Annotated in this window: 20 protein-coding genes and 1 pseudogene; 3 read left to right on the top strand and 18 right to left on the bottom strand. The window is 41.8% G+C overall.

Annotated features, from left to right (window positions below; translation table 11 throughout):
- Nucleotides 1-139: 139 nt before the first annotated feature.
- The 5 genes from KFE17_14890 to yedF form a co-directional block, all read right to left on the bottom strand.
- A complete protein-coding gene (locus KFE17_14890) occupies nucleotides 140-1,048 on the bottom strand; it encodes a LysR family transcriptional regulator (GenBank protein QUO32062.1) in 909 nt (302 codons plus the stop codon).
- Entirely contained in the window at nucleotides 1,048-2,964 is a 1,917-nt protein-coding gene (gene selB, locus KFE17_14885) for a selenocysteine-specific translation elongation factor (GenBank protein ID QUO32061.1), read from the bottom strand. The genes KFE17_14890 and selB overlap by 1 nt, the downstream gene beginning before the upstream one ends.
- 44 nt (nucleotides 2,965-3,008) lie before the next feature.
- Nucleotides 3,009-4,415 carry an L-seryl-tRNA(Sec) selenium transferase gene (selA, locus tag KFE17_14880; GenBank protein QUO32060.1) on the bottom strand — a complete coding sequence of 469 codons (1,407 nt, stop codon included), beginning with the start codon at nucleotides 4,413-4,415 and terminating at the stop codon, nucleotides 3,009-3,011.
- Nucleotides 4,416-4,439: 24 nt separating this feature from the next.
- Nucleotides 4,440-5,486 (bottom strand): selenide, water dikinase SelD, encoded by a 1,047-nt coding sequence (gene selD / locus KFE17_14875; protein QUO32059.1) that lies wholly within the window; start codon nucleotides 5,484-5,486, stop codon nucleotides 4,440-4,442.
- Nucleotides 5,487-5,585: 99 nt separating this feature from the next.
- Nucleotides 5,586-6,191 carry a sulfurtransferase-like selenium metabolism protein YedF gene (yedF, locus tag KFE17_14870; protein QUO32058.1) on the bottom strand — a complete coding sequence of 202 codons (606 nt, stop codon included), beginning with the start codon at nucleotides 6,189-6,191 and terminating at the stop codon, nucleotides 5,586-5,588.
- A gap of 410 nt (nucleotides 6,192-6,601) precedes the next feature.
- Between yedF and KFE17_14865 the strand changes: the two genes are divergently transcribed.
- Nucleotides 6,602-7,462: a class I SAM-dependent methyltransferase gene (locus KFE17_14865; GenBank protein ID QUO32057.1), complete on the top strand. Its 861-nt coding sequence runs from the start codon at nucleotides 6,602-6,604 to the stop codon at nucleotides 7,460-7,462.
- A gap of 116 nt (nucleotides 7,463-7,578) precedes the next feature.
- Here KFE17_14865 and KFE17_14860 read toward each other — a convergent pair whose 3' ends face one another.
- From KFE17_14860 to KFE17_14820, 9 genes are all read right to left on the bottom strand, one after another.
- The gene (locus KFE17_14860) at nucleotides 7,579-8,601 is read right to left on the bottom strand and encodes an asparaginase (GenBank protein QUO32056.1); all 1,023 of its coding nucleotides are present in this window, start codon (nucleotides 8,599-8,601) and stop codon (nucleotides 7,579-7,581) included.
- On the bottom strand, nucleotides 8,598-10,604 hold the full coding sequence (locus tag KFE17_14855; protein ID QUO32055.1) for a S9 family peptidase: 2,007 nt from the start codon (nucleotides 10,602-10,604) through the stop codon (nucleotides 8,598-8,600). Before KFE17_14855 ends, KFE17_14860 begins: the two co-directional genes overlap by 4 nt.
- A gap of 191 nt (nucleotides 10,605-10,795) precedes the next feature.
- Nucleotides 10,796-12,409 carry a phosphoenolpyruvate--protein phosphotransferase gene (gene ptsP / locus KFE17_14850; GenBank protein ID QUO32054.1) on the bottom strand — a complete coding sequence of 538 codons (1,614 nt, stop codon included), beginning with the start codon at nucleotides 12,407-12,409 and terminating at the stop codon, nucleotides 10,796-10,798.
- A 27-nt stretch (nucleotides 12,410-12,436) separates the two neighbouring features.
- The gene (locus KFE17_14845) at nucleotides 12,437-12,694 is read right to left on the bottom strand and encodes an HPr family phosphocarrier protein (GenBank protein QUO32053.1); all 258 of its coding nucleotides are present in this window, start codon (nucleotides 12,692-12,694) and stop codon (nucleotides 12,437-12,439) included.
- Nucleotides 12,695-12,706: 12 nt separating this feature from the next.
- Nucleotides 12,707-13,450: a DeoR/GlpR transcriptional regulator gene (locus KFE17_14840; protein QUO32052.1), complete on the bottom strand. Its 744-nt coding sequence runs from the start codon at nucleotides 13,448-13,450 to the stop codon at nucleotides 12,707-12,709.
- Between the two features lie 90 nt (nucleotides 13,451-13,540).
- Nucleotides 13,541-15,454 carry a fructose-specific PTS transporter subunit EIIC gene (locus tag KFE17_14835; GenBank protein ID QUO32051.1) on the bottom strand — a complete coding sequence of 638 codons (1,914 nt, stop codon included), beginning with the start codon at nucleotides 15,452-15,454 and terminating at the stop codon, nucleotides 13,541-13,543.
- Between the two features lie 23 nt (nucleotides 15,455-15,477).
- Entirely contained in the window at nucleotides 15,478-16,386 is a 909-nt protein-coding gene (pfkB, locus tag KFE17_14830; protein QUO32050.1) for a 1-phosphofructokinase, read from the bottom strand.
- A gap of 293 nt (nucleotides 16,387-16,679) precedes the next feature.
- Nucleotides 16,680-17,216 carry a bifunctional (p)ppGpp synthetase/guanosine-3',5'-bis(diphosphate) 3'-pyrophosphohydrolase gene (locus tag KFE17_14825; GenBank protein QUO32049.1) on the bottom strand — a complete coding sequence of 179 codons (537 nt, stop codon included), beginning with the start codon at nucleotides 17,214-17,216 and terminating at the stop codon, nucleotides 16,680-16,682.
- Nucleotides 17,217-17,229: 13 nt separating this feature from the next.
- Nucleotides 17,230-18,081 carry a YitT family protein gene (locus tag KFE17_14820; protein QUO32048.1) on the bottom strand — a complete coding sequence of 284 codons (852 nt, stop codon included), beginning with the start codon at nucleotides 18,079-18,081 and terminating at the stop codon, nucleotides 17,230-17,232.
- 138 nt (nucleotides 18,082-18,219) lie between these two features.
- Between KFE17_14820 and KFE17_14815 the strand changes: the two genes are divergently transcribed.
- Nucleotides 18,220-18,951: an SDR family NAD(P)-dependent oxidoreductase gene (locus KFE17_14815; protein QUO32047.1), complete on the top strand. Its 732-nt coding sequence runs from the start codon at nucleotides 18,220-18,222 to the stop codon at nucleotides 18,949-18,951.
- A 138-nt stretch (nucleotides 18,952-19,089) separates the two neighbouring features.
- Nucleotides 19,090-19,320 carry an HPr family phosphocarrier protein gene (locus KFE17_14810; GenBank protein QUO32046.1) on the top strand — a complete coding sequence of 77 codons (231 nt, stop codon included), beginning with the start codon at nucleotides 19,090-19,092 and terminating at the stop codon, nucleotides 19,318-19,320.
- Nucleotides 19,321-19,420: 100 nt separating this feature from the next.
- On the opposite strand, the pseudogene xth reads toward KFE17_14810, so the two are convergent.
- The 4 genes and pseudogenes from xth to KFE17_14790 form a co-directional block, all read right to left on the bottom strand.
- A pseudogene (gene xth, locus KFE17_14805) lies at nucleotides 19,421-20,173 on the bottom strand (exodeoxyribonuclease III).
- Between the two features lie 9 nt (nucleotides 20,174-20,182).
- Nucleotides 20,183-20,632, bottom strand: coding sequence for a transcriptional regulator NrdR (gene nrdR / locus KFE17_14800; protein QUO32045.1), 450 nt, complete (start codon nucleotides 20,630-20,632; stop codon nucleotides 20,183-20,185).
- A gap of 120 nt (nucleotides 20,633-20,752) precedes the next feature.
- Nucleotides 20,753-21,016, bottom strand: coding sequence for a YlmC/YmxH family sporulation protein (locus KFE17_14795; protein ID QUO32044.1), 264 nt, complete (start codon nucleotides 21,014-21,016; stop codon nucleotides 20,753-20,755).
- A 79-nt stretch (nucleotides 21,017-21,095) separates the two neighbouring features.
- A complete protein-coding gene (locus KFE17_14790) occupies nucleotides 21,096-22,304 on the bottom strand; it encodes an ABC transporter permease (GenBank protein QUO32043.1) in 1,209 nt (402 codons plus the stop codon).
- Between the last annotated feature and the right edge of the window lie 2 nt (nucleotides 22,305-22,306).

Raw genomic sequence — 22,306 nt, 5'->3', positions numbered from 1 at the left:
ATCCCTCGTATATCATTAATTTTCTATAACTTCTTCCATTCAAGTATAGCCTCTTTCCATAGCTTAGTCTAATAGAAAAGAACAATAAAGAAATGCGCCTTATAGATAAAAACTATAAAACGCATTTCTTTCTCATCGCCTATTTTTTCTTTGTATAGATTTCTTTTACAATCTTGATAAACCGTTCCGCTGAATGAGTTAAATGAAAGTTTCTGTTGTATACAACATTCAGATCCCTTCCTCCATCTTTTGACGGAATCGGAAAACTCAATAATTTTCCTGAATTTGTTTCTTCTTCCGCAGCAAGACGGGAAATAATGGAAATCGCAATCCCATTCTGTACAGATTTTTTAATTGTTTCCTGATTTCCAATACTTGCCACAATATTTAATCTATCCAGTTCAATTCCAAGCTGCCTTAACTGTTTAGCCGCCTCTTTTCTCGTTCCGGAACCCTCTTCTCTTAAAATCAACGCTTCATTTTGCAGCCACCTGAAATCCTGCTCTTCTTCCTGAATTTTGCGGTATTTCTCCGTATTTGGAGTAATGACTACAAGTTCATCTCGATAAAACGGAATATATTTACAATGTTTCTTCTCAAGCACCGTACCGGTAAAGCCGATATCAACACTCCGCTTAATAATCTGCTCTACTACCTGACTGCTGTCTGTCTCAATAATCCGAAATTGCTCTTCCGGATACTTTTCCACAAATCTGGCCAGAATCTTCGGAAGAAGATACTGCGCCGGAATGGTCGATGCTGCAATTGTAATTTCCTGCTTCTCTTCCTGTTGGTCTGCACAGAACGTTTCTTCTATTTTGTGTTCCAGATCAATAATCTGTTTTGCATAATTGTATAATGTTTTTCCGTCTTCGGAAAGGCTTACTTCCTTTGTATTTCTCACAAACAGCCTCGCATCCAGCTCTTTCTCCAGAGAAGAAATATGCGCGCTGACAGTCGGCTGTGTCAGGTACAATTGCTTTGCGGCCTTTGAAAAGCTTCCGCTTTGCGCCACCTGCACAAACGCCTCTAACTGCTTCAAATTCATTAGTATGCCACCCTCTCACTTTCTCCACCGGTTTTCTTCGTTACTTTAATGCTGTCCATATATTCTAAAAGCGGTTTTGCACTTTTGCGGCTCGTACCAAACATATCCCGCACTTCTGCAATTGTAATCACACCGCCGTTTTCCTTCAGACGCTCAATGATCTTTTCTTTTGCGTTTTCCACAAATGACGAAAGCGTATACATATCCTCCGCCAGTTTCACTACTTCCTGACGCTCTACCATTCCCATGATAATGTCATCGGCAGTGCCCCTGTCGATTCCTTTGAAATCAATTTCAGAAAATTTTGCAAAATCATATGCTGCCTGTTGGAATGTATCGCAAATAATTTTCTCTGCTTTCTGATACGTTGCATCCTTTTGAATCTCAAAAGTTGGCAGGCTCAAGAACTCCTGATGACGTCTGACAGTCTCCTGCTCCGCCAACATATCGATATAAAGATCAAATACATTCTGTTTAATCTTTTTGAAGAATGTCATATGGATCTCTGCTTTTTTCATTCCAGGACGATACGGATATTTCTTATGATATTCTGCAAGTGTTCCGAGAATCTTTTCTGTTCCCGCTACTTCATCTGACCGGTGCCATACATAAATATCTTTCTTCATCGCAAATGTATAGACCGTTCCCTCTGCTTTTAATTCCTCAACATCTTCCGTCACTTCTTCAATGGAAAGTGCTGTCAGTTTTGCCAGCTCCTGGAGCGTTACCATCGTATCTCCATGCTGCTTCGCATGAAGCGCAATAACATCTGCTGAAGAACCTGATTCTTTCTGCTTTAATTCTTCAATTGCGTCTTCCTGGAAACGTTTTTTCTTCTCCGGATTTGGCTCCAGTATCATACCGCCTCCGATTGTTTCCATCGGTGAATAAAAGCGTACCACGAATTTATCCCCTCGTCTGACAGCAATTTCTTCTTCCAGACGAAGCTGCACATAACCGCTCTCTCCAGGTCCTAACTCCTCCTGATCGAGCAAAATCGCACGACAGAGAATCTCACTCGTTCCTGTAAACAGATGCAGACGGCTGTGATTTGTCAGAATTCTCATAGAAGACGGCAGCACATTCATTTTTACATCCAGCATCATTGTATTTTTCATACTGTTTGGCGGTGCAAGCACACATCCACGTTTTAATTCTGATTTCTTTACATTTGACAAATTAATGGCAACTCTCTGTCCTGCATAACATTTATCTACATCCTGTCCATGTACCTGGATACTGCGGATCTTACACTCTTTTCCAATCGGATACATCATCAGCGATGTATCTTTCGCAATCGTTCCGGAAAGCAATGTTCCTGTAATAATTGTTCCAAATCCGGATATGGAAAATGCCCGGTCAATCGGAAGCCGTGGAATCGTCTGTGTATCTTTTTCTGTCACATCATCTGCGGTCAGCTCTTCAATCGTGCTGATCAGTTCCGGGATTCCCTGACCTGTCGCAGCTGAAATCTTCACAACCGGAGCATGTTCAAGAAATGTTCCTTCCAATTCTTCTTTAATCTCTTCTTCTACAAGTTCAAGCCATTCTTCATCTACAAGATCGCATTTATTAATTACAAGAATGCTTTTCTCAATTCCAAGCAGTCCGAGAATATCCATATGCTCTCTTGTCTGCGGCATAATTCCTTCATCCGCTGCTACAACAAGCATAACAAGATCCATCCCAACAACACCGGCTACCATGTTATTAATAAAACGCTCATGACCCGGCACATCAATGATTCCGACTCTGTCCCCGCATGGAAGATCAAAATAAGTAAATCCAAGATCAATCGTAATTCCTCTTCGTTGTTCTTCTTCCCACCGGTCTGTATTGCGCCCGGTCAGCGCTTTAATCAGCGTTGTCTTTCCATGATCAATATGACCTGCTGTTCCGATAATAATATGCTTCATCTGATTTATCGTTCCTCTCATCTGTAATAGACGCTGATCTGCCGCTATCGGTTGCAGATTCCCGTCTCTTTAAACTGCTGTACAATTGTTTTGCATGCTTTCGCATCAAGCGTTCTTGCATCCAAAAGAATTTTATCATTTAAGGTACGCCCGATCACCGGAACTTCAAGACAGCGCATACGCTCTTCCAGTTCTTCTGTTGTGATCGCATTTGCTTTAATTGTTACCGCCATACTCGGAATCCGTTCTAGCGGAAGGGATCCGCCTCCAATCTGTGACTCACAGTGTTCCGTCTCAATCACAGCGTCAATTCCTGCATTCTGCAGCATCCGTTTCAATCCGCGTGCCCGTTTCGCCACATCTTCAAATGACTCTGTCATCATTCGAAGTACCGGAATATTTTTAATTGCTTTCTCTTCAGAGAGATATTCCTGAAGAACAACTTCCAGTGTAGCTGCCGTAAACTTATCGATTCGAAGCGCTCTTGTTAGCTGGTTCTTCTTCATCTGATCAATGTATTTCTTCTTTCCTACAATAATTCCTGCCTGCGGTCCGCCAAGAAGCTTATCCCCACTAAAGCAAACAATATCCGCCCCATTCTTCAGAGAATCCTGTACTGTCGGCTCATATGTCAAACCATATTTACTCAGATCCACAAGCACTCCGCTTCCAATATCTTCAATTAACGGAAGATCATGGGCTTTCGCAATTTCGGACATCTCTGCAATTGATACGTTCTCTGTAAAACCAACGATCCGATAGTTACTTGTATGCACTTTCAGAAGAGCTTTTGTTTCTTCCGTAATTGCATTTTCATAATCGGAATAATGTGTTTTATTCGTAGTACCGACTTCCACAAGTGTCGCACCGCTTTGTTCCATTACATCCGGAACCCGGAATTTTCCACCAATTTCCACGAGTTCTCCACGGGAAACAACTACTTCTCCGCCTTTTCCCAATGTACTTAAAATCAGCAGCACCGAAGACGCATTATTATTCACAGCCATAGCTGCTTCCGCTCCTGTCAGCTTACAGAGCAGCTTCTCAAAGTGAGAATAGCGCTCTCCTCTTTTGCCTTCTTCCAGACTGTATTCCAGATTGGAATATCCTGTAGCAATCTCAAACACATGTTTCATGTGTTTTTCTCCGATTGGCGCACGTCCAAGATTGGTATGCAGAATCGTCCCTGTAGCATTTACTACACTGCGCATATTCGGTCGATGCATTCTGGCAACATTTTCTGCTATCCGCTCCCGCAATACAGATAATCTGTGATTTGCTTCGTCTTCTGACTCACATTTACCAATAAATGCCCGCAGGCTGTCAAGCTCCTGACGAATAGCTTCAATTACCGTATCATAACTGTAACGTTCAATCAGTTCCTGTATCTTTTCTTCTTCTAATAACACATCCACTTTAGGGATATTGCGGTATAATAAGTTTTTGTTCATTCCCTTCTCCAACTCTTTCTTTTCTTATACTAAACGAATATTCTTTCCGTTTGTCTCTTCTTCTAGTACCTGTCCTATGATAGATACTTTTGTATCCATATGCTTTTTCTCAAAATCTTCCATCACTGCATCTGCCTCTTCTTTTGGAACACTTAACAGCAATCCTCCCGATGTCTGCGGATCGTAAAGCAGATCAATATAATGCTCTTCCACTGTTCCAACATCAATATGAGAGCCTGCATGTTTACGGTTTTTATAAGCTCCCTCCGGCACAAGTCCCATCTTCGCATAAGAAATCGCATCTTCAAAATAAGCGATATCTTTGACATGGAGTTCAAATGTTACATGACTTGGTACCGCCATCTCCGCACAGTGTCCGAGAAGTCCGAATCCTGTAATATCTGTACATGCATTCACATGATATTTATCCACAACTTCTTTTGCTTTTCTATTCAGGGAAGACATGACAATCTCAGCTTCCCGGATTGCACGGTCAGAAGCCATCTCAGCTTTGATCGCTGTGTTCACAACTCCGTTTCCGATCTGCTTTGTCAGAATTAACACATCTCCCGGCCGGCAGCCGTAATTCTTGAAGATTTTTTTCGGATGAACAAAACCGGATACACAAAGACCGTATTTCGGTTCATCATCCTGAATCGTATGTCCGCCTACAAGCACAGCGCCTGCTTCTTTTACTTTGTCGGCGCCTCCTTTTAAAATATCTCCCAGAATAGAAGGGTCAAGACAATTCGGAAAGCCGACAATATTCAAAGCCACCTTCGGAACTCCTCCCATGGCATAGACATCACTTAAGGAATTGGCTGCTGCAATCTGTCCGAACATATATGGATCATCCACAATTGGAGTAAAGAAGTCAACCGTCTGAATCATCGCGATATCATCTGTTACTTTATAGATTGCCGCATCATCCGAAGTTTCAATTCCAACAAGAAGATTTTCATCTTCAAATTTAGGCAGCTTACCCAGAACCTGGGCAAGGGTTTCAGGACCTACTTTCGCAGCTCATCCTGCTGTTTTTGTCATATGTGTTAATTTTACATCGCGAATCATAACTCTCTCTCCTTCACAAATTCTTTTTCGCAAAACAGCGCCGGAATACAACGGTAAACCGACGCTGACGTTCACTTCTATAAAATCTAGCGAATTCTCTTATGGCTGAATGATCTTGTCTGCTCCGGCCATCTTCTCTACAATTGAATACATATTCGTCACAGATCCAACCTGAAGTTTGTCTGTCATTCCATAATAATTCAAACATGTACCGCATGTCAGAATCTCTACGCCCTGTGCCTCTAAATGCTTCAAGTCTTCCAGAGAATCAGAACCTTCTGCAGTCAATGTTGCGCCTCCATTGTAAAACAGCATTGTCTTAGGAAGCTTATCAAGCTGTGTTACTGCAAAGATAAATCCTTTGATCAGTACTTTACCAAGCTCATCATTACCGCTTCCCATTCTGTCAGAAGAAATCACAACAACCGTATTTTCTCTTCTGTCCGGTGTACATACAGCTTCTTCCTCGCCCTCAACTGCCGGAGCGCCTTCCATCTCAATTGTTACTTTGAATTCTTTCTCTGCAACTTTTTCTGATGTCACTTTTCCGCCGCTTGCTGTAGCCATCTTCGTTACATTCTGTACTGCTATTTCATTATCAACCAATACTTCAATTGTCTCAGGTCCTGTCAGCGCCTGCATTGCTTTTTTTGTTTTAATTACCGGAATCGGACAGTTATCTCCGATCGCATTTACTGTAATCATAAATTACCCACCTTTCATTCGTAAAAAGCTTTTACACTTATAGACATATTCTATCATTGTTTGGGTATTAGGTAAACAAGTCCGGTTATAGGTTTTTATAATATATATATATGATTTATCTATAACTGCATATTTTTAAGTGTAGCAGGATATTATGGGAAAATCAAGTTTTTTCTCCCCTCACGACCATAATCACAGCGGTTTTTGTATCCCATTGATGTTTCCCTTCCAGATAAAGCTGCACACGTTTCTCATATCTTTGACATTCATTCCATTTCTCTTTTTGTTTCTCAAGAAGCAATTTCAAGGGATTTCTGCACGAGGAATTGTTTTTTTCTGCAAAAATTGCTATAATGAAACGATTAAAGAAATGAATTTACAAGATGTTTTACAGAAAGGAATTATAAATTATGTGGATAGCAGACGGATGGAAGGACTACGAAGTGATTGATTCTTCCAAAGGTGAAAAATTAGAACGCTGGGGCGATTATATTCTCGTCCGCCCAGATCCGCAAGTCATCTGGGATACTCCAAAGACAGACCGCCGTTGGAAGCACATGAACGGCCATTATCACCGCAGTCAGAAAGGCGGCGGCGAATGGGAATTCTTTGATCTTCCTCAGCAGTGGCAGATTCACTATAAAGAACTGACATTTAACCTGAAACCATTCAGTTTTAAACATACCGGACTATTCCCGGAACAGGCGACAAACTGGGACTGGTTCTCTGAAAAGATCCGAAACGCCGGACGTCCTGTTAAAGTACTTAATCTTTTCGCCTATACCGGCGGCGCAACTTTAGCCGCAGCAAAGGCCGGCGCTCATGTAACACATGTGGATGCCTCAAAAGGTATGGTTGGATGGGCAAAAGAAAATGCCGCCTCTTCCGGTTTGTCTGACGCTCCAATCCGATGGCTTGTAGATGACTGTGTGAAGTTTGTAGAGCGTGAGATCCGCCGCGGCAATCATTATGACGCTATCATCATGGATCCGCCTTCTTACGGCCGCGGTCCAAAAGGTGAAATCTGGAAGATTGAGGATGCAATTCATCCTCTCGTAAAGCTTTGCACAAAGATTCTTTCCGATGAGCCTTTATTCTTTCTAATTAACTCTTACACAACAGGACTTGCTCCGGCTGTCCTGACTTATATGCTTGCAACCGAATTAAAAAGATTTCATGGCACTGTTACCTCTCAGGAGATCGGACTTCCGGTTTCTTCTAACGGCCTCGTTCTCCCTTGCGGTGCCAGTGGACGTTGGGAAGCAAAATAAATAAAAAAAGAAAGAACTGACAGCTCGTACAATACCTGTTTCTGTCAGTTCTTTTTCTTATTCTTATTTATATGTACTTTTACCTGAAGCAGAGTTTTTGTCCGCTTCCATACGATTTACGAAAATTTCTTCCGAATACTTGGAAACAAAATATCCTGATTCACAGTCTGATAAAATGCTTCCTGTACCTGACGATAGCTCAGCCCCGGAATTCCCATCAGCCACATCATTTTCGTAATTACTGCCTCCAGCGTCATGTCATAAGCTTCGATCAGATCAAAATCTTTCTTTACCTTCTGTCCAACCTCATACACTTCCATGTTACTTCCTTCATTCGCAACCTGGGTGGCCATCACAACATATTTCCCTTTTTGCTGCCATTCTTTCATCTGATGATAGAATTCTTCCATAATTGTTGCCGGAATGCCGCCCACTCCAAAGCTTTCAATTACGATACAATCATAATTTGCAAATAGGTAGGAAAGAATCTCCGGTTTACTTCCCGGAATCATCTTCATGACACAAATGCTGTCTTTCATATCATAGTAAAATTCTACCCGTTTTTTATACGGTACTGACGGAATATACCGAATAACTCTGTGATCCTGTATGACTGCCGGATACGGAAAATTAATACTGGAAAATGCATTATAGCTCTTCGCTCTCTCTTTCTTCGCTCTTGTTCCAACAATAACTTTACCGTCAAATACAATCGTCACATCCTGAGAATCATCATCTGAGGCATAGATAAAACTGTCAAGCAAATTCGTCTTAGCATCTGTCACGTCCATATTCATAGGTTTTTGTGCGCCGGTAATGACAATCGGCTTTGCAGAATTCTGAATCATGTACGAAAGAGCTGCCGCAGTGTAAGCCAGCGTATCCGTTCCATGACAAATTACAAATCCGTCATAGCTATAGTAATTCTCTTCAATGGTTTTTGTCATCAATTTCCAATGTTCCGGTGTGATATTCGTGCTGTCCACATTACAGATTTGAACAGTACTGACTTCACAGACAGATTCTACTTCCGGAATATAAGAAATGAGATCTTCCGGCGTCAGTCCCGGAGCAAGTCCCTGATCTGTCTGTCTGGAAGCAATCGTTCCTCCGGTTCCAATCATCAAAATTTTCTTCATCTTTCGTTCTCCCTGTATGCAATATATTCATCTACAAAAAGCTGCATCTCTGCCGTTGTTCTCCAGAATACCTCGCCGGCTCCTCTGTCATGACTTCCATCCTTTAGAACTCTCAGCAGAATTGGTGCATCGCTCTGATTCAATTCCTGAAGGCGCGCTGCAAATTTCTTTCCGTGATACGGCGGTACATTATTATCGCATTCTCCTGTCTGAAGATAAATCCACGGATATGCAATCTGTTTTACATTATGATACGGAGAATAACTCAACAGATATTTAAACATTTCTTCACTTTCCCGCGGATTTCCGTATTCCGTAATGTACATCGGCCCTCTGTCATCTTCTGCAAATTGAAGCATGTCCGTGTGCGGAACAGAACCGATCACACATCCGAACAGATCCGGACGCATCGTTACAAGCGCTGATACCATTAACCCGCCATTGGACGCACCGGTAACAATCACTTCTCCCTTTCTCGTCCATCCCTCTTCAATCATCTGTTCTGCAATTCCGATCATATCATAATAACAGTTTTTCTTTAAAAGTCCCATGCCTTCTTCGTGCCATTGGCTTCCGAATTCATTTCCTCCCCGAATCGATGCCAGGATATAAATTCCCTTATCCTCTGCCCATTCTGCCACTCTAAGACCGGTACAAGGCATTTCATAAGCCGGCACTTCCGAGAAATTATACCCACCATAAGCATACATCCAGACAGCTTTACACTCCTCTGGTTTTAAATCTTTTCTTCTCACGACAAAGTAAGGAATCTCTCTTCCGTCTTTGACTGATTTTGCATAGCGCTGCTCTGTAATCACGTCCGGATGAGACACATCTGAACTCTTCAGAACAGTCTTCATCGTCTTTCCGTCAAATTCTAACAATACAGGAGGCATAACAAAAGACTGGTATTGAAAATATTTCTTTCCACCGGCGCTTCCACACACCGTTAATGTTCCGATTTCTTCCGGAAGTTTTACTTCTCTTTCCTGTACAGCCTGCTCTTCTTCCTGCAGACAGATAAGTCTCGCACACGCCGCTTTCAGGCTCATCAGATACACGCTGTCCTCAAGCATAAATCCTGAATCCAGAACTTCTTCTCCTTCTTCTCTCAATACTCTGGCATCTTGTAAAGACTTTCCCTGTGCAATGGCGATCAGTTTTCCAAAAGGAGCATCTTCCTTCATAATAAAGTAGTGTTCTCCTGCTTTTGTATCAATATAGCGCATTTCTGCCGCATGATCTCCATTAATACTCCTCACTTCTTTTGTCATTTCATCATAACTGAAATATCTGGAATGGGAGTAATCACTCCAGTATTCAAACAAAATTGTATGTTCATCTGATGCCACATGCACATCGCCAAGTACAGAATATTCCCTGTCTTCAAATACACATTCGGTTACTCCTGTATCTGCATGATAAGCGCACATTCTGGAATAACTTTCCTGTGTCTTTGCATCAGAAACCGTTTCAGAATAGTAGAGTACCAAATCGGATGCAGACCACGCATAATTAAATGTTCCCTTGATCGTTTCAACAATCTCTCGCTTCTCACAGTCAATGATCAACACTGACGGTCTGGCAGCTTCATCTTTTAACCCATAAAGCGCCAAATACTTCTGCTCTTTCGGACATGCCGTCGCTGAATATGGTGTATATTCCGGAAGTGTTCCTCTCTCTGCAATGATTTCTTCTGCCTGCATATCCTGACTTAACTTCACTACAACAGGATATCCATCTTCCCGCTTTGCAGCAAGAAATCCATCTCTCCACTTAGAAATTGCACTGTACAGCGGACGTCGTTTTCCCTTTTTCAAAGCCTGAATCTTTGCTTCCAGCTTTTCTTTCTCAAACCATTCATCGGTACAGGCATTTTCTGCTTTTACCCAGGCCAGCACTTCCGGATCATGGTTATCTGTCAGCCAACGATACGGATCTTCTACCTTGTGTCCAAAATATTCTGTCTGAAAATCCTTCTTCTCACACGCAGGATAGTTCATAACAATCCACCTTTCCTTCTGTATATTCGTCTAACACACTATACTAAGCATAACATATTCCTTACTATATTTCACTCTGGAAATCATAAAAATATTTCATTCGGAAACAAAAGAATCCGGCAGAGCTCTTTCATTCTCTGTCGGATTCTAAATTCTCATGTAACAAATCTTTTCACTGCAGTCCGCTATTCTTATTCCATCTCCCGGATAATTTTACGGATTGGAAGTACAAAAGTAGGAGAAACAGAAAGTTCATCTACTCCCATCTCAACAAAAGTCTCTGTTAACGACATATCTGCGCCAAGTTCTCCACAGATTCCTGCCCAGATTCCTTCTTTATGCGCATTTTCCACAACCATGCGGATCATGCGGAGCACTGCCTCATGGTGCGCATCATAGATATTGTCAAGTTTAGCATTCTGACGGTCAATCGCAAGCGTATACTGTGTCAAGTCATTCGTACCGATACTGAAGAAATCAACTTCTTTTGCAAGAAGATCACTGATCATAACAGCCGCCGGTGTTTCAATCATAATTCCCTGCTCAACTTCGCCAAATGGGATATTTTCCTGTGTCAGCTCCTGCTTCACTTCTTCTACAATTGCTTTAATCTGATGCACTTCATTAACAGAAATAATCATTGGATACATAATTGCAATCGTTCCATAAGCGCTTGCACGGAACAGCGCCCGCAGCTGTGTCTTGAAAATCTCCGGACGGTCAAGACAGATCCGGATCGCACGATATCCCATTGCCGGATTCTCTTCGTGATCCATATTAAAGTAATCTACCTGCTTGTCTGCACCGATATCCAATGTACGGATAATTACTTTCTTACCTGCCATATTCTGTGCAACTGTTTTATAGATTTGGAACTGCTCTTCTTCTGTCGGATACTGATCCTTCTCCAGATAGATAAACTCACTGCGGAACAATCCAATACCTCCGGCATCATTCTGAAGTACACTTGCCACATCAGAAAGGCTTCCGATATTCGCATAAAGATTGATCTTTCTTCCGCTCTTTGTAGCAGTTTCCTTCCCTTTCAGCTCTTTCAGCATCGCCTTCTTCTCTGCTTCTTCTGCCTGAATTGTACGGTATTTCTCTAATGTTTCTTCATCAGGATCAACAATGAGTACCCCATTCTTTCCATCTACAATTCCAAGGGCACCATTCATCTGCACATCATAATCCACATTGATCAGCGCTGGAATATTCATTGTTCTCGCAAGAATTGCTGTATGGGAATTGGAAGAACCAAATCTTGTCACAAATGCCAGCACCTTGCTCTTATCCATCTGAACAGTTTCGCTTGGAGCCAGATCCTCTGCCACAACAATTACCGGCTCGTCTGCATCCATCAAATCCTCACCGTGTCCTGCCAGTACCCGGACCAGACGTTCTGAAATATCTTTGATGTCTGCCGCACGCGCCTGCATATAGTCATCATCCATTGCTGCAAACATTGCTGAAAAGTTATCGCCTGTAGATGCAACGGCATATTCTGCATTTACCTGCTGCGTCTCAATAATATTGTGGATTGAATCCAGATAGTCTTCATCATCAAGCATCATCTGATGCACTTCAAAGATTGCCGCACCGGATTCTCCCACTTCCTGAAGCGCTTTCTCATACAGCTTTTGTAATTCTTCTGTCGCTGTCTGCTTAGCTTCCTCCACTCTCCGGATCTCAGCCTCTATCTCTTCCACATGATATCTTTTTACGCTCTGGTCTGCCTTCAGCAGTATTGATATCTTTCCGATCGCAATACCGGAAAATACTGTTTTTCCTTCCAATCTATTCATTACGCAACCGCCTTTCACCGCCATTTTTTATAAGTTTTCTTCTAAAAATGTCTTTACGCTGTCGGCATCTGCTGCTTCATTATCACCTGTTACAACTACTTCGATTTCATTTCCGCATTTTACACCAAGTCCCATAACTGCAAGAAGCTTCTTAGCGGAAACTTTCTTTCCATTAAATTCAATCTCTACTGCGCTTGAAAGAGATCCTACATGTTTCACAAGCATTCCTGCCGGTCTAGCATGAATTCCTTCGTCGTCTTTTACTGTAAATTTAAATGATACCATCCTTTTTTCCTCCTACACATGAATCATATGTTTATATTTTTTGTATTCCTGCGGTACGTCTCCGGCAACGATCATCCCGGCATCTTCAAATGCCCCGAAAGTGACACAGGATACCTTCCCAATCTTACTGCTGTCGCTTAAAACATAGCGTTTTTCTGTCTGTTCCATAGAGCATTGCTTGATCTGCGCTTCCCGCGCGTCCGGAGTTGTAAATCCATGGCGGGAATCAATCCCATTGGTTCCCCAGAATCCTTTTGTAAAATGATATTTCTGCAGATTCTGTATCGCCATCTCTCCGATCAAAGCTTCCGTAACTGCCTTAAACTCGCCGCCCGGAAGATATACTGTATATCCTTTCTGAACGAGCTTTCTCGCATGCATCACACCATTTGTCATGAAGACTGCCCGTTTTTCTTTCAGGAAGTCAATTAGATAGCCTGTTGTCGTTCCTGCATCAAGATATACAAAATCATTCGGTTGGATCAGTGACGCCGCATATCTGGCCACTTCTATTTTCTCTTCTCTGTGAAGTTCCTCCCGAAGTATTACGTCAGAATCTTTCACAACTGCATTCATTTCAAGCGCAATGGCTCCTCCATGAACTTTTGTAAGCATCCCACGCTTATCAAGGGCATTGAGATCCCTTCTCAGAGTAGATTCCGATGCCCCTGTATACTCCATTAATTTCTGAACAGTCATACTGCCATATTCCCGCACCAGCCGTACTATTTCTTCCATACGTTCTTCTGCAAGCATAATTTCCTCCTTGCTCCGTCTGATGTATTCCGACAGGATTTTACTGCATATCTCTATTATGCCTGCAAAATGTGTTTCTGTCAAAACAATTTAATTCATTTTTACTTCTTTTTTCAAAAGACCAAGAAGAACTGCACCAATTACCGTTCCAACTGCAAGGGCAGCCAAATACATTAGTGCATTTCCCACAACCGGGAATACGAAGATTCCACCATGAGGCGCCATCAATGTACATCCAAACAACATGGACAATGCTCCTGCCACTCCTGAACCGACAACACAAGCCGGAAGGACATGAAGCGGATCAGATGCTGCAAATGGAATCGCGCCTTCTGTAATAAAGGAAAGTCCCATAATAAAGTTCGTCGGACCTGATTTTCTTTCTTCAACCGTAAATTTATTTTTGAATAATAATGTAGCAAGTGCGATCGCACACGGCGGAACCATACCTCCGATCATAACTGCTGCCATAATGTTATAGTTACCTGATGCAATCGATGCTGTTCCAAATACATATGCCGCTTTATTAAATGGACCTCCCATATCGACTGCCATCATACCTGCCAGAATGAAGCCAAGCAGAACAACACTTGTACCGCTCATAGCTGACAATCCATTTGTTAAAGCGATATTCACAATTCCTACAACCGGCTCGATAATAAATGTCATAATCAAACCGATAAACAGTGTTCCGCAAAGTGGATACAAAAGTACCGGCTTCAAACCTTCCAGACTGTCAGGAAGCTTTGAAAATACTTTCTTTAATAACTGTACAAGATATCCCGCGATAAATCCGGCTGCAAGTGCGCCAAGAAATCCTGATTTTCCGTTTGCCGCAATAGCTCCACCCACAAAACCAATTGCAAGTCCCGGTCTGTCTGCAATACTCTCGGCAATGAAACCTGCCAAAATCGGAAGCATGAATCCAAAAGCAAGTCCGCCGATCTGTTTAAAGAATGCTGCTGTCGGTGTGATTGTTCCAAATAATGATTTATCTTCCAGTGCCGCAATGTCTACACTGAATCCATCAATCAAAAATGCAATTGCGATCAGAATACCGCCGCCTACTACAAATGGAAGCATATGGGAAACGCCATTCATTAAATGCTTATAGATTTGATGTCCGGTGCTTTCTTTTTCCACTGGCATATCTTTCTGCTTCTCTCCCTTGCTTTGATAAATCGGTGCATCTCCGGCAACAATTTTCCGGAGCAATTCTTCCGGCTTACTGATTCCCGCTGAAACCTGGCATTCGATCACGCGCTTTCCGTGGAAACGTTCCATCGGAACCTTTGTATCTGCTGCAACAATGACACCGTCTGCCTCCTGAATTTCCTTTTCCGTAAGCACATTTTTAGCGCCGCCGGAACCTCTTGTTTCCACTTTAATCTGATACCCCAGTTCTTTCGCCGTCTTTTCAAGACTTTCCGCCGCCATATACGTATGGGCAATTCCTGTCGGGCACGCTGTTACTGCAACAATTTTTTTCTGTGCCGTCATCTTTGGCTCTTCCACCGATTTCAGGATTTCTTTTTCCTCCGCATCTTTTTCCTTCTCTGCTGTTTCAATGATCTGAAGGAATTCTTCTTTCGATGCTGCTGCTTTCAGCGCTGCCGTAAACACTTCATTCATCAAAAGAACAGAAAGTTTACTCAATACTTCCAGATGCACATTATCTTTTGTATTCGGCGCCGCAATCAGAAAGATTAAATCCACAGGTTCTCCGTCCAAAGCATCGTATTCTACCCCGTCTTTCACAACCATAGCTGCAAGTCCCGGTGCCGTAACTGCTGCAGATTTTCCATGCGGAATTGCAATTCCTTCTCCAACTCCGGTTGTTCCTTCTTCCTCTCTTGCAAATACTGCACTGCGATACGTCTCTTTCTCCGACAGATTTCCTCTTTTTTCCATCAGATCTACCATCTGATTTAAAACATCTGTTTTATTTTGAGCAGTTCCATTTAATTCAATACTGTCTGCTGATAATAAATCTGTAATTCTCATATGTTTCCTCCTTCTTTCTAACTTTAAAAGCACAATGCATTTTTCAATGCTTCTACTTCTTCCAGTGTTGCCAGATTTTCTGAAAAGGCGCTGGCGCTGCCGCTGGCAATTCCCATCTTAAATGCTTCCTTATAATTACCGGTCTGCAGATATCCCGCAAGAAATCCGGCCACCATCGAATCTCCGGCTCCTACAGAATTCACAACCACGCCTTTCGGCGCTTCGCTCTCATAAACCTCCCCTGTTTCAGAAACAAGCACTGCGCCATCTCCTGCCATTGAAATCAAGACATTCCGCGCCCCCATCTCCTGAAGTTTTTTCGCATGCCGGATGATTTCTTCCCGGTTTTGAAAGGTAGTCTGAAAAATTTCTGCCAATTCATGGTGATTCGGTTTTATAAGAAATGGATGATATTTCAAAACATTGACAAGCAGATCTTTCGTAGCATCCACAACGATTTGAATTCCTTTTCCTTCCAACTTCGCCAGAATATCACCGTAGATTGTATCCGGCATCGTATTGGGAATGCTGCCTGCCAGCACGAGTACATCTCCTTCTGAAAGGTGTTCTAATTTCTCAAAGAGCTTAGCGACTGCATTTTCATCAATCACCGGACCTTGACCATTGATCTCGCTCTCTTCTTCTGAGCGAATCTTCATATTGATTCTGGACCACCCATTTTTCAATTCAATAAACGCTTCTCCAACTCCCTGCTCTTTTACCCGGCGTCTGATTTCTTCTCCGGTAAAACCGGAAATGAATCCAAGCGCTGTATTATCCATTCCGAGGTGCTTCAAAACGATAGAAACGTTAATCCCTTTTCCTCCCGGTAAAATCATCTCGGAAGACGTCCGATTCACTTCTCCGGTTTTCAACACATCTACTGTAACAATGTAGTCAAGCGATGGATTAAATGTTACTGTATAGATCATGGTTTTCCTCCTTTTGATTTTTTTGATTGTTTTTAGTTGTTTTTGATTGATTTAATTATATTCCCGTTTTTAGTCATAGTCAATCACTTTCGGTCATTTTCAGTCACAATATTTTCAATTGATTTTTGTGCAAAATCACAATATCCGCTTTAGCAAATATCATTTTTCCATAATTGAAAACATGTGCCGCCAGGCATACATTCAAAAAAGCTGTCCTTCCATTCTATATCATGGAAATGACAGCTTTCTTTTGTTTTTTACTTTATAACTGATTCTTGTCAGTATTTTCTAAACTATTCAAAATTTTTATGAACAAGATGACAGTATTCTTCATATACCGGAAGTCCTTCGAATTCTTCCCGCAAAACATCCCGGATTCCTTTATAATACCATCCGATGATTTTCTTATCTTTCATCCGAAACCGCTCCCACAACTTCTCGCCGCACTCCGGATAATCTCTGTCAATATCCCGCATATTCGACAGCTTATCTGCCAGTGCGATCATTTTATGCTCTCTTGTGGCTGATTGTAACTGACGGATTGTGGCGCTTTTACGCTCCATCCAGGTTTTTGACTTATCTTCGCTTTCCTGAAGCACAAGCTCTGTTACCCGGTCTCCGAATTCTTTTCGCAAAACTTCCTCCGTCACTTCTTCACAATCTTCAATCGTATCGTGAAGAATTGCTGCACTGATAATCTCCTCGTCATCTGTCATTACCGATACAATCCTGCCTACTTCCAACGGATGTACAATGTACGGACGTGTCGTCCCCTTGCGAACTTGTCCTTCATGCACCCTTGTCGCAAACGCAATTGCCCTGTCTATCATCGTTTCTATCCCCTTATTTTTTCGTTCTGTTCCATTCACCAATGACTTCACTTACCATGGAAACTGTCACAAACGCTTTCGGATCTGCCTCGTGAATATATTTCAGCAATTCTCCGTACTCAGGTCTTGTCAAAATTGTGATCAGTTCTACCTTATCTTGATTGTCATAACCTCCCTTTGCCGGATACAAGGTTACTCCTCTTCTCATCTCCTGCACAATGTACTGCTGTATCTTCTTATATTCTGACGAAAGAATACAGACTCGTTTCTTCACATGGAACCCATCAATATAATGATCCAGCACGATTCCATTGAAGTATGTCGCAAGAATACTGATCACAAGTGTCTTCGTATCATACACAAGGATCGAAGAAAACGCCGTTACCATTCCGGCAATTGTCATCGCCTTTCCAAGCTCTATATGAAAATATTTATTCAGAAACTTGGCAATGATATCGAGACCTCCGGAAGAAGCGTTGGCATTAAACAGCATGGCAAGACCAATGCTGACGATGAGCACATAACAAATTGTGTTAATAATAATCTCATCTGTCAGAGGCTTCGGATCCGGGAACAAAATTTCAAACACTTTCAGGAAAACCGGAAGCATGATCGATGTATAGATCGTCTTTGCTCCAAATTCTTTCCCGATAAAAATAAATCCCAGAATCAAAAGCAGCATGTTCAATACCAATGTCATTGTCGAAATCGACAGCGGAATAAAATTCGAAAGCACCAGTACAAGACCTGACAAACTTCCTACAACAAGCTGGCACGGTATCATAAAAAAGTATACTGCTCCCGCTACAATCATGATACCAAGCGTAATAAATAAATATTCTTTCATATTTATCTTTGATTTCATAACAGCTTTTCTCCTTTTAGTTTTATTCATTTTACTCCGTTTATTGTAACATTTTTTCTCCTGTCCCACAATGAAAATCAACCGAAATCCGCTGAAATATGATACAATCAATTCAGATTATATGTTAGGAGAATGATTATGCATCAAAAAACAGTTTTTATCAGCGGCGCCTCTGAAGGAATCGGACGTGCGGCTGCTCTTATCTTTGCCGAAAACGGCTATCATACATTTTTAAACGCCCGGTCAGAAGATCGCCTGCTCTCACTTCAGGAAGAGATTACTTCCAATTTTCATACTGGCTGCAGCATCTTTCCGGGAGATATCAGCAATCCGGAAACCGTTCGCAATATCTTCACTCAAATAGAAAATACTCATCTTGGGCTGGATGTTCTTGTGAACAATGCCGGAATCGCATGGATTGGACTATTAAGCGATATGACCGACGAAGAATGGAATCACGTTCTTAATACAAATCTTTCTTCTGTATTTTATTGCTGCCGCAGCGCCATTCCTATGATGCTCCGCCGAAAATCGGGCAAGATTATTAATATTTCCTCTATGTGGGGAACTTCCGGCGCTTCCTGTGAAGCAGCCTATTCTGCATCTAAATCAGGTGTCAATGGTCTTACAAAAGCGCTTGCAAAAGAACTTGCCCCAAGCAATATTCAAGTAAACGCCATTGCCTGCGGCGTAATTGACACAAAAATGAATAGCCAATTATCAGAAGAAGAACGCGAAAGCCTTTCAGAAGAAATCCCGGCAGGATATTTCGCTTCTCCACGGGACGCAGCAAAGTTTATCTTCCACACCGCTTCTGCCCCTTCCTACATGACAGGTCAGATCATCGGATTTGACGGCGGATTTCTTTAAATTGTTAGAATATTCTATCTTTTTTACACTTTATTAACATTTTCACTATTGACTTTTGCTTTATTCTGCTTATAATTAGACATAACTATTTCCTATTTGGATATTGTTATAAATTTTTTTGAAGGAGGGTTCATTTCCATGCATTCTTACAAAGTACATTTTAATAATGCAGAGCAAGTATTTGATTTTGTAACAAAAATTCGTAAATTTGATTTCGACATGGATTTAAAAGCAGGATGCCGAATTGTAGATGCCAAGTCCATTGTCAGCGCTGCAGCGATCAGCGATGCTTCTGAACTTACACTTCAGATTCACGCAGATGATTGCTCGGAAGTTCTGGACTGTATTAGTCCATACCTTGCAGCATAATATATGTAGTTTTTCTACTCTCCCCCTATTTTATTAGGTAAACCAAAAGCCGGCAGAGCAATCTGTCGGCTTTTGGTCATTTATTTTTCAAAGTATTTACTTAATCAATTTCCAACTGGATCGGGCAATGATCCGATCCGTAAATCTCTGTCAGAATTTTCGCACCGCGCAGTCGCTCTTTTAGTTCCTCGGAAACACAGAAATAGTCGATACGCCAACCGACATTCTTCTCTCTTGCCTGAAAGCGATAAGACCACCAGGAATAGGCTCCTTCAAGCTCCGGATAGAAATAACGAAATGTATCAATAAAACCTGCATCCATGACATTCTGGAATTTCCCACGCTCTTCATCGGTAAACCCTGCATTCTTATGATTTGTTTTTGGATTCTTCAAGTCAATCTCTCTGTGAGCCACATTCAGATCGCCACAGAAAACAACCGGTTTTTTCTCCTTCAGATCTTTTAGTTAAGAAAGAAATGCATCTTCCCATGCCATCCGATACTCCAATCTTGTGAGTTCCCGCTGTGCGTTCGGCGTATACACTGTCACAAAATAATATTCTTCAAACTCCAGCGTGATCACACGTCCTTCCTGATCGTGTTCCGGCACACCGATACCATAGCTGACGGACAGAGGCTTTATTTTCGTAAAAATTGCTGTTCCGGAATAGCCTTTGCGTTCAGCATAATTCCAATACTGATAGTATCCCGGCAGTTCCAGAACGAGCTGTCCTTCCTGCATCTTGCTTTCCTGAATGCAGAAAATATCTGCATCCGCATTTTTAAAAAACTCCTCAAATCCCTTTTGTACACAAGCTCTGATTCCATTTACATTCCATGAAATAAACTTCATTTTGTTCTCCTATTTCAGTATTTTTTTTAATTCTGCCATAAATGTATTCACATCTTTAAATTCCCGATATACTGATGCAAACCGCACATATGCCACTGGATCCAAATCTTTTAGTTTATCCATAACAATCTCGCCGATCTCGCTGCTTTGAATCTCTTTCTCTTCACGGCTGAAAATCTCTGTTTCGATAGCATCAATCGTTTTCTGGATTTCAGAAGCTGATACCGGACGTTTGTAACAGGCGCGCAGAATCCCTCCCTCAATCTTTGAGCGATCATATTGTTCCCTATTATTATCCTTCTTAATAATAATCAGTGGAATGGTCTCCACTTTCTCATAAGTTGTAAACCGTTTTCCACATGCATCGCAAGAACGGCGTCTTCTGATGGAGCTTCCGTCTTCTGCCGGCCGTGAATCAATTACTCTTGTATCCTGATTACCACAATATGGACACTTCATATGCTCTTCCTCTCTTTGTAATAACGATATTGAAACTAATTACAGTATATCTTCCCACTCTGCGTTTGTAAACGAAATTCTTACTTTTCCTTGCATTTTATCGATATTTTCTAATGATTTTCAGCATTCTTTGCAGCGTCTCAAAAAATTTTCCTCGCAAATTTCCACGAGAATAATATCCGGTCCTACTTTTTTTATGCATTCAAACGGAATCACATACTCCGAATCACATCCAAACAATCCACAAACTTTGCAGGGCCCCGGAACGATAATTGCCTGCACACATCCCTGGCACAGATCGAGAATAATATCCGCTACACATCCAAGCCTGCGGCAATTACAAAGATTTACTACTTCTTTTTCTCTCAATTCACAAAAACGCATCCGTGCACCTGCTTTCATCTTCTTATTACTAACAGTATGCACCGGATGCGTATTATGCTACTTTTTCAATATAAATTATCTATGGAGCCATGATCGTCTCCCGATCAAATGCTTTAACGATCACTCCTGTCAGAACTGCACCGCAAATCAATGTTGTTGTCAGTGTCAGCACATACTGCAATGCAGTCACTTCATGGGACAAAATATTTTTCAGTACAATCGCACTATTATAAAGCGGAATACAGAACGCTCCTGTTGATGGCTCCTGATTCGTAAACATTGACATCAATCCGATAACAAGAACAAGGATATATGCCGGCATCACATAAGTATTCGCCTCTTTTGTGGATTTGGCAAATACGGAGAATAATACGATCAGTGTGGCATACAAAAATGCGAGTGCAATCAATATCCCCGCCAACATGGCTCCCTGTCCAAATGTAATCGAAAGTTTCAATCCCTCTGTCCCCATACCGGAGAGTGACCCTGACATCAGAGGCATAGAGATTACCATAACAGCAACGTAAATCAGAGAAGAAATTCCAGAAATAATCATAAGGGCAAATACTTTGCCAAGCACGATGGAACTTCTCTTAACCGGCGATACAAGAAGGCTTGCCATCGTTCCTCTTTCCTTTTCTCCCGCAATCATATCTGTTCCGATTCCCATAGCTCCTGCAAACAGCAAAATCGTAATAAAATATGGGAGCATCATACCGAGTTCTTTTCCGTTTGCTTTCTTTTCATCCTGAACAATCATATCCGGATTATCCGTATTTACCGTAAAGATCATAAGCTGTTCTAAGTCTCCGACTCGTCCTGCCAGCAATGTCTGACGATAAGACTCCAAAACAGTTCCTGTTACTTCCCGGAATGCACTCATGGAATATTCTTCTGACGGATTGTAGTATACTTTAATCTGAGGAATCTCATCTCCTTTTTGATAGGAAGCAATACTTTCCTCAAAATTTTCCGGGAACTGCAGCCAGAGGTCTGCCTGTCCGGATGTCAATTCATCCTTTACCACAGTTTCCGATTCCATCGCGCGCAGATCATATGTATATCCGCCTGTCTCCAAAAACTTCTGAAAACTTTCCGGAAATCGCTCCGCATAAATAACCGGAATATGATTGTCAATATCTGCCATCATATTTTTCTGGAGATTTCCGATCAGCATCATAAGTCCTACCATCAAAAGCGCCGGAAGAAGAAATACAGAAAATAGCATTTTCTTATCTTTTACAACTCTTGCAATCTCTTTTCTAAAAATCTCACGAATTCCTTTCATAG

Origin of the sequence: Faecalicatena sp. Marseille-Q4148, from assembly GCA_018228665.1 — a bacterium.
Classification (GTDB): Bacteria; Bacillota; Clostridia; order Lachnospirales; family Lachnospiraceae; genus UBA9414.
Note: the sequence above shows the minus strand (reverse complement) of the source record. Positions and strands in the feature narration are given on the sequence as shown.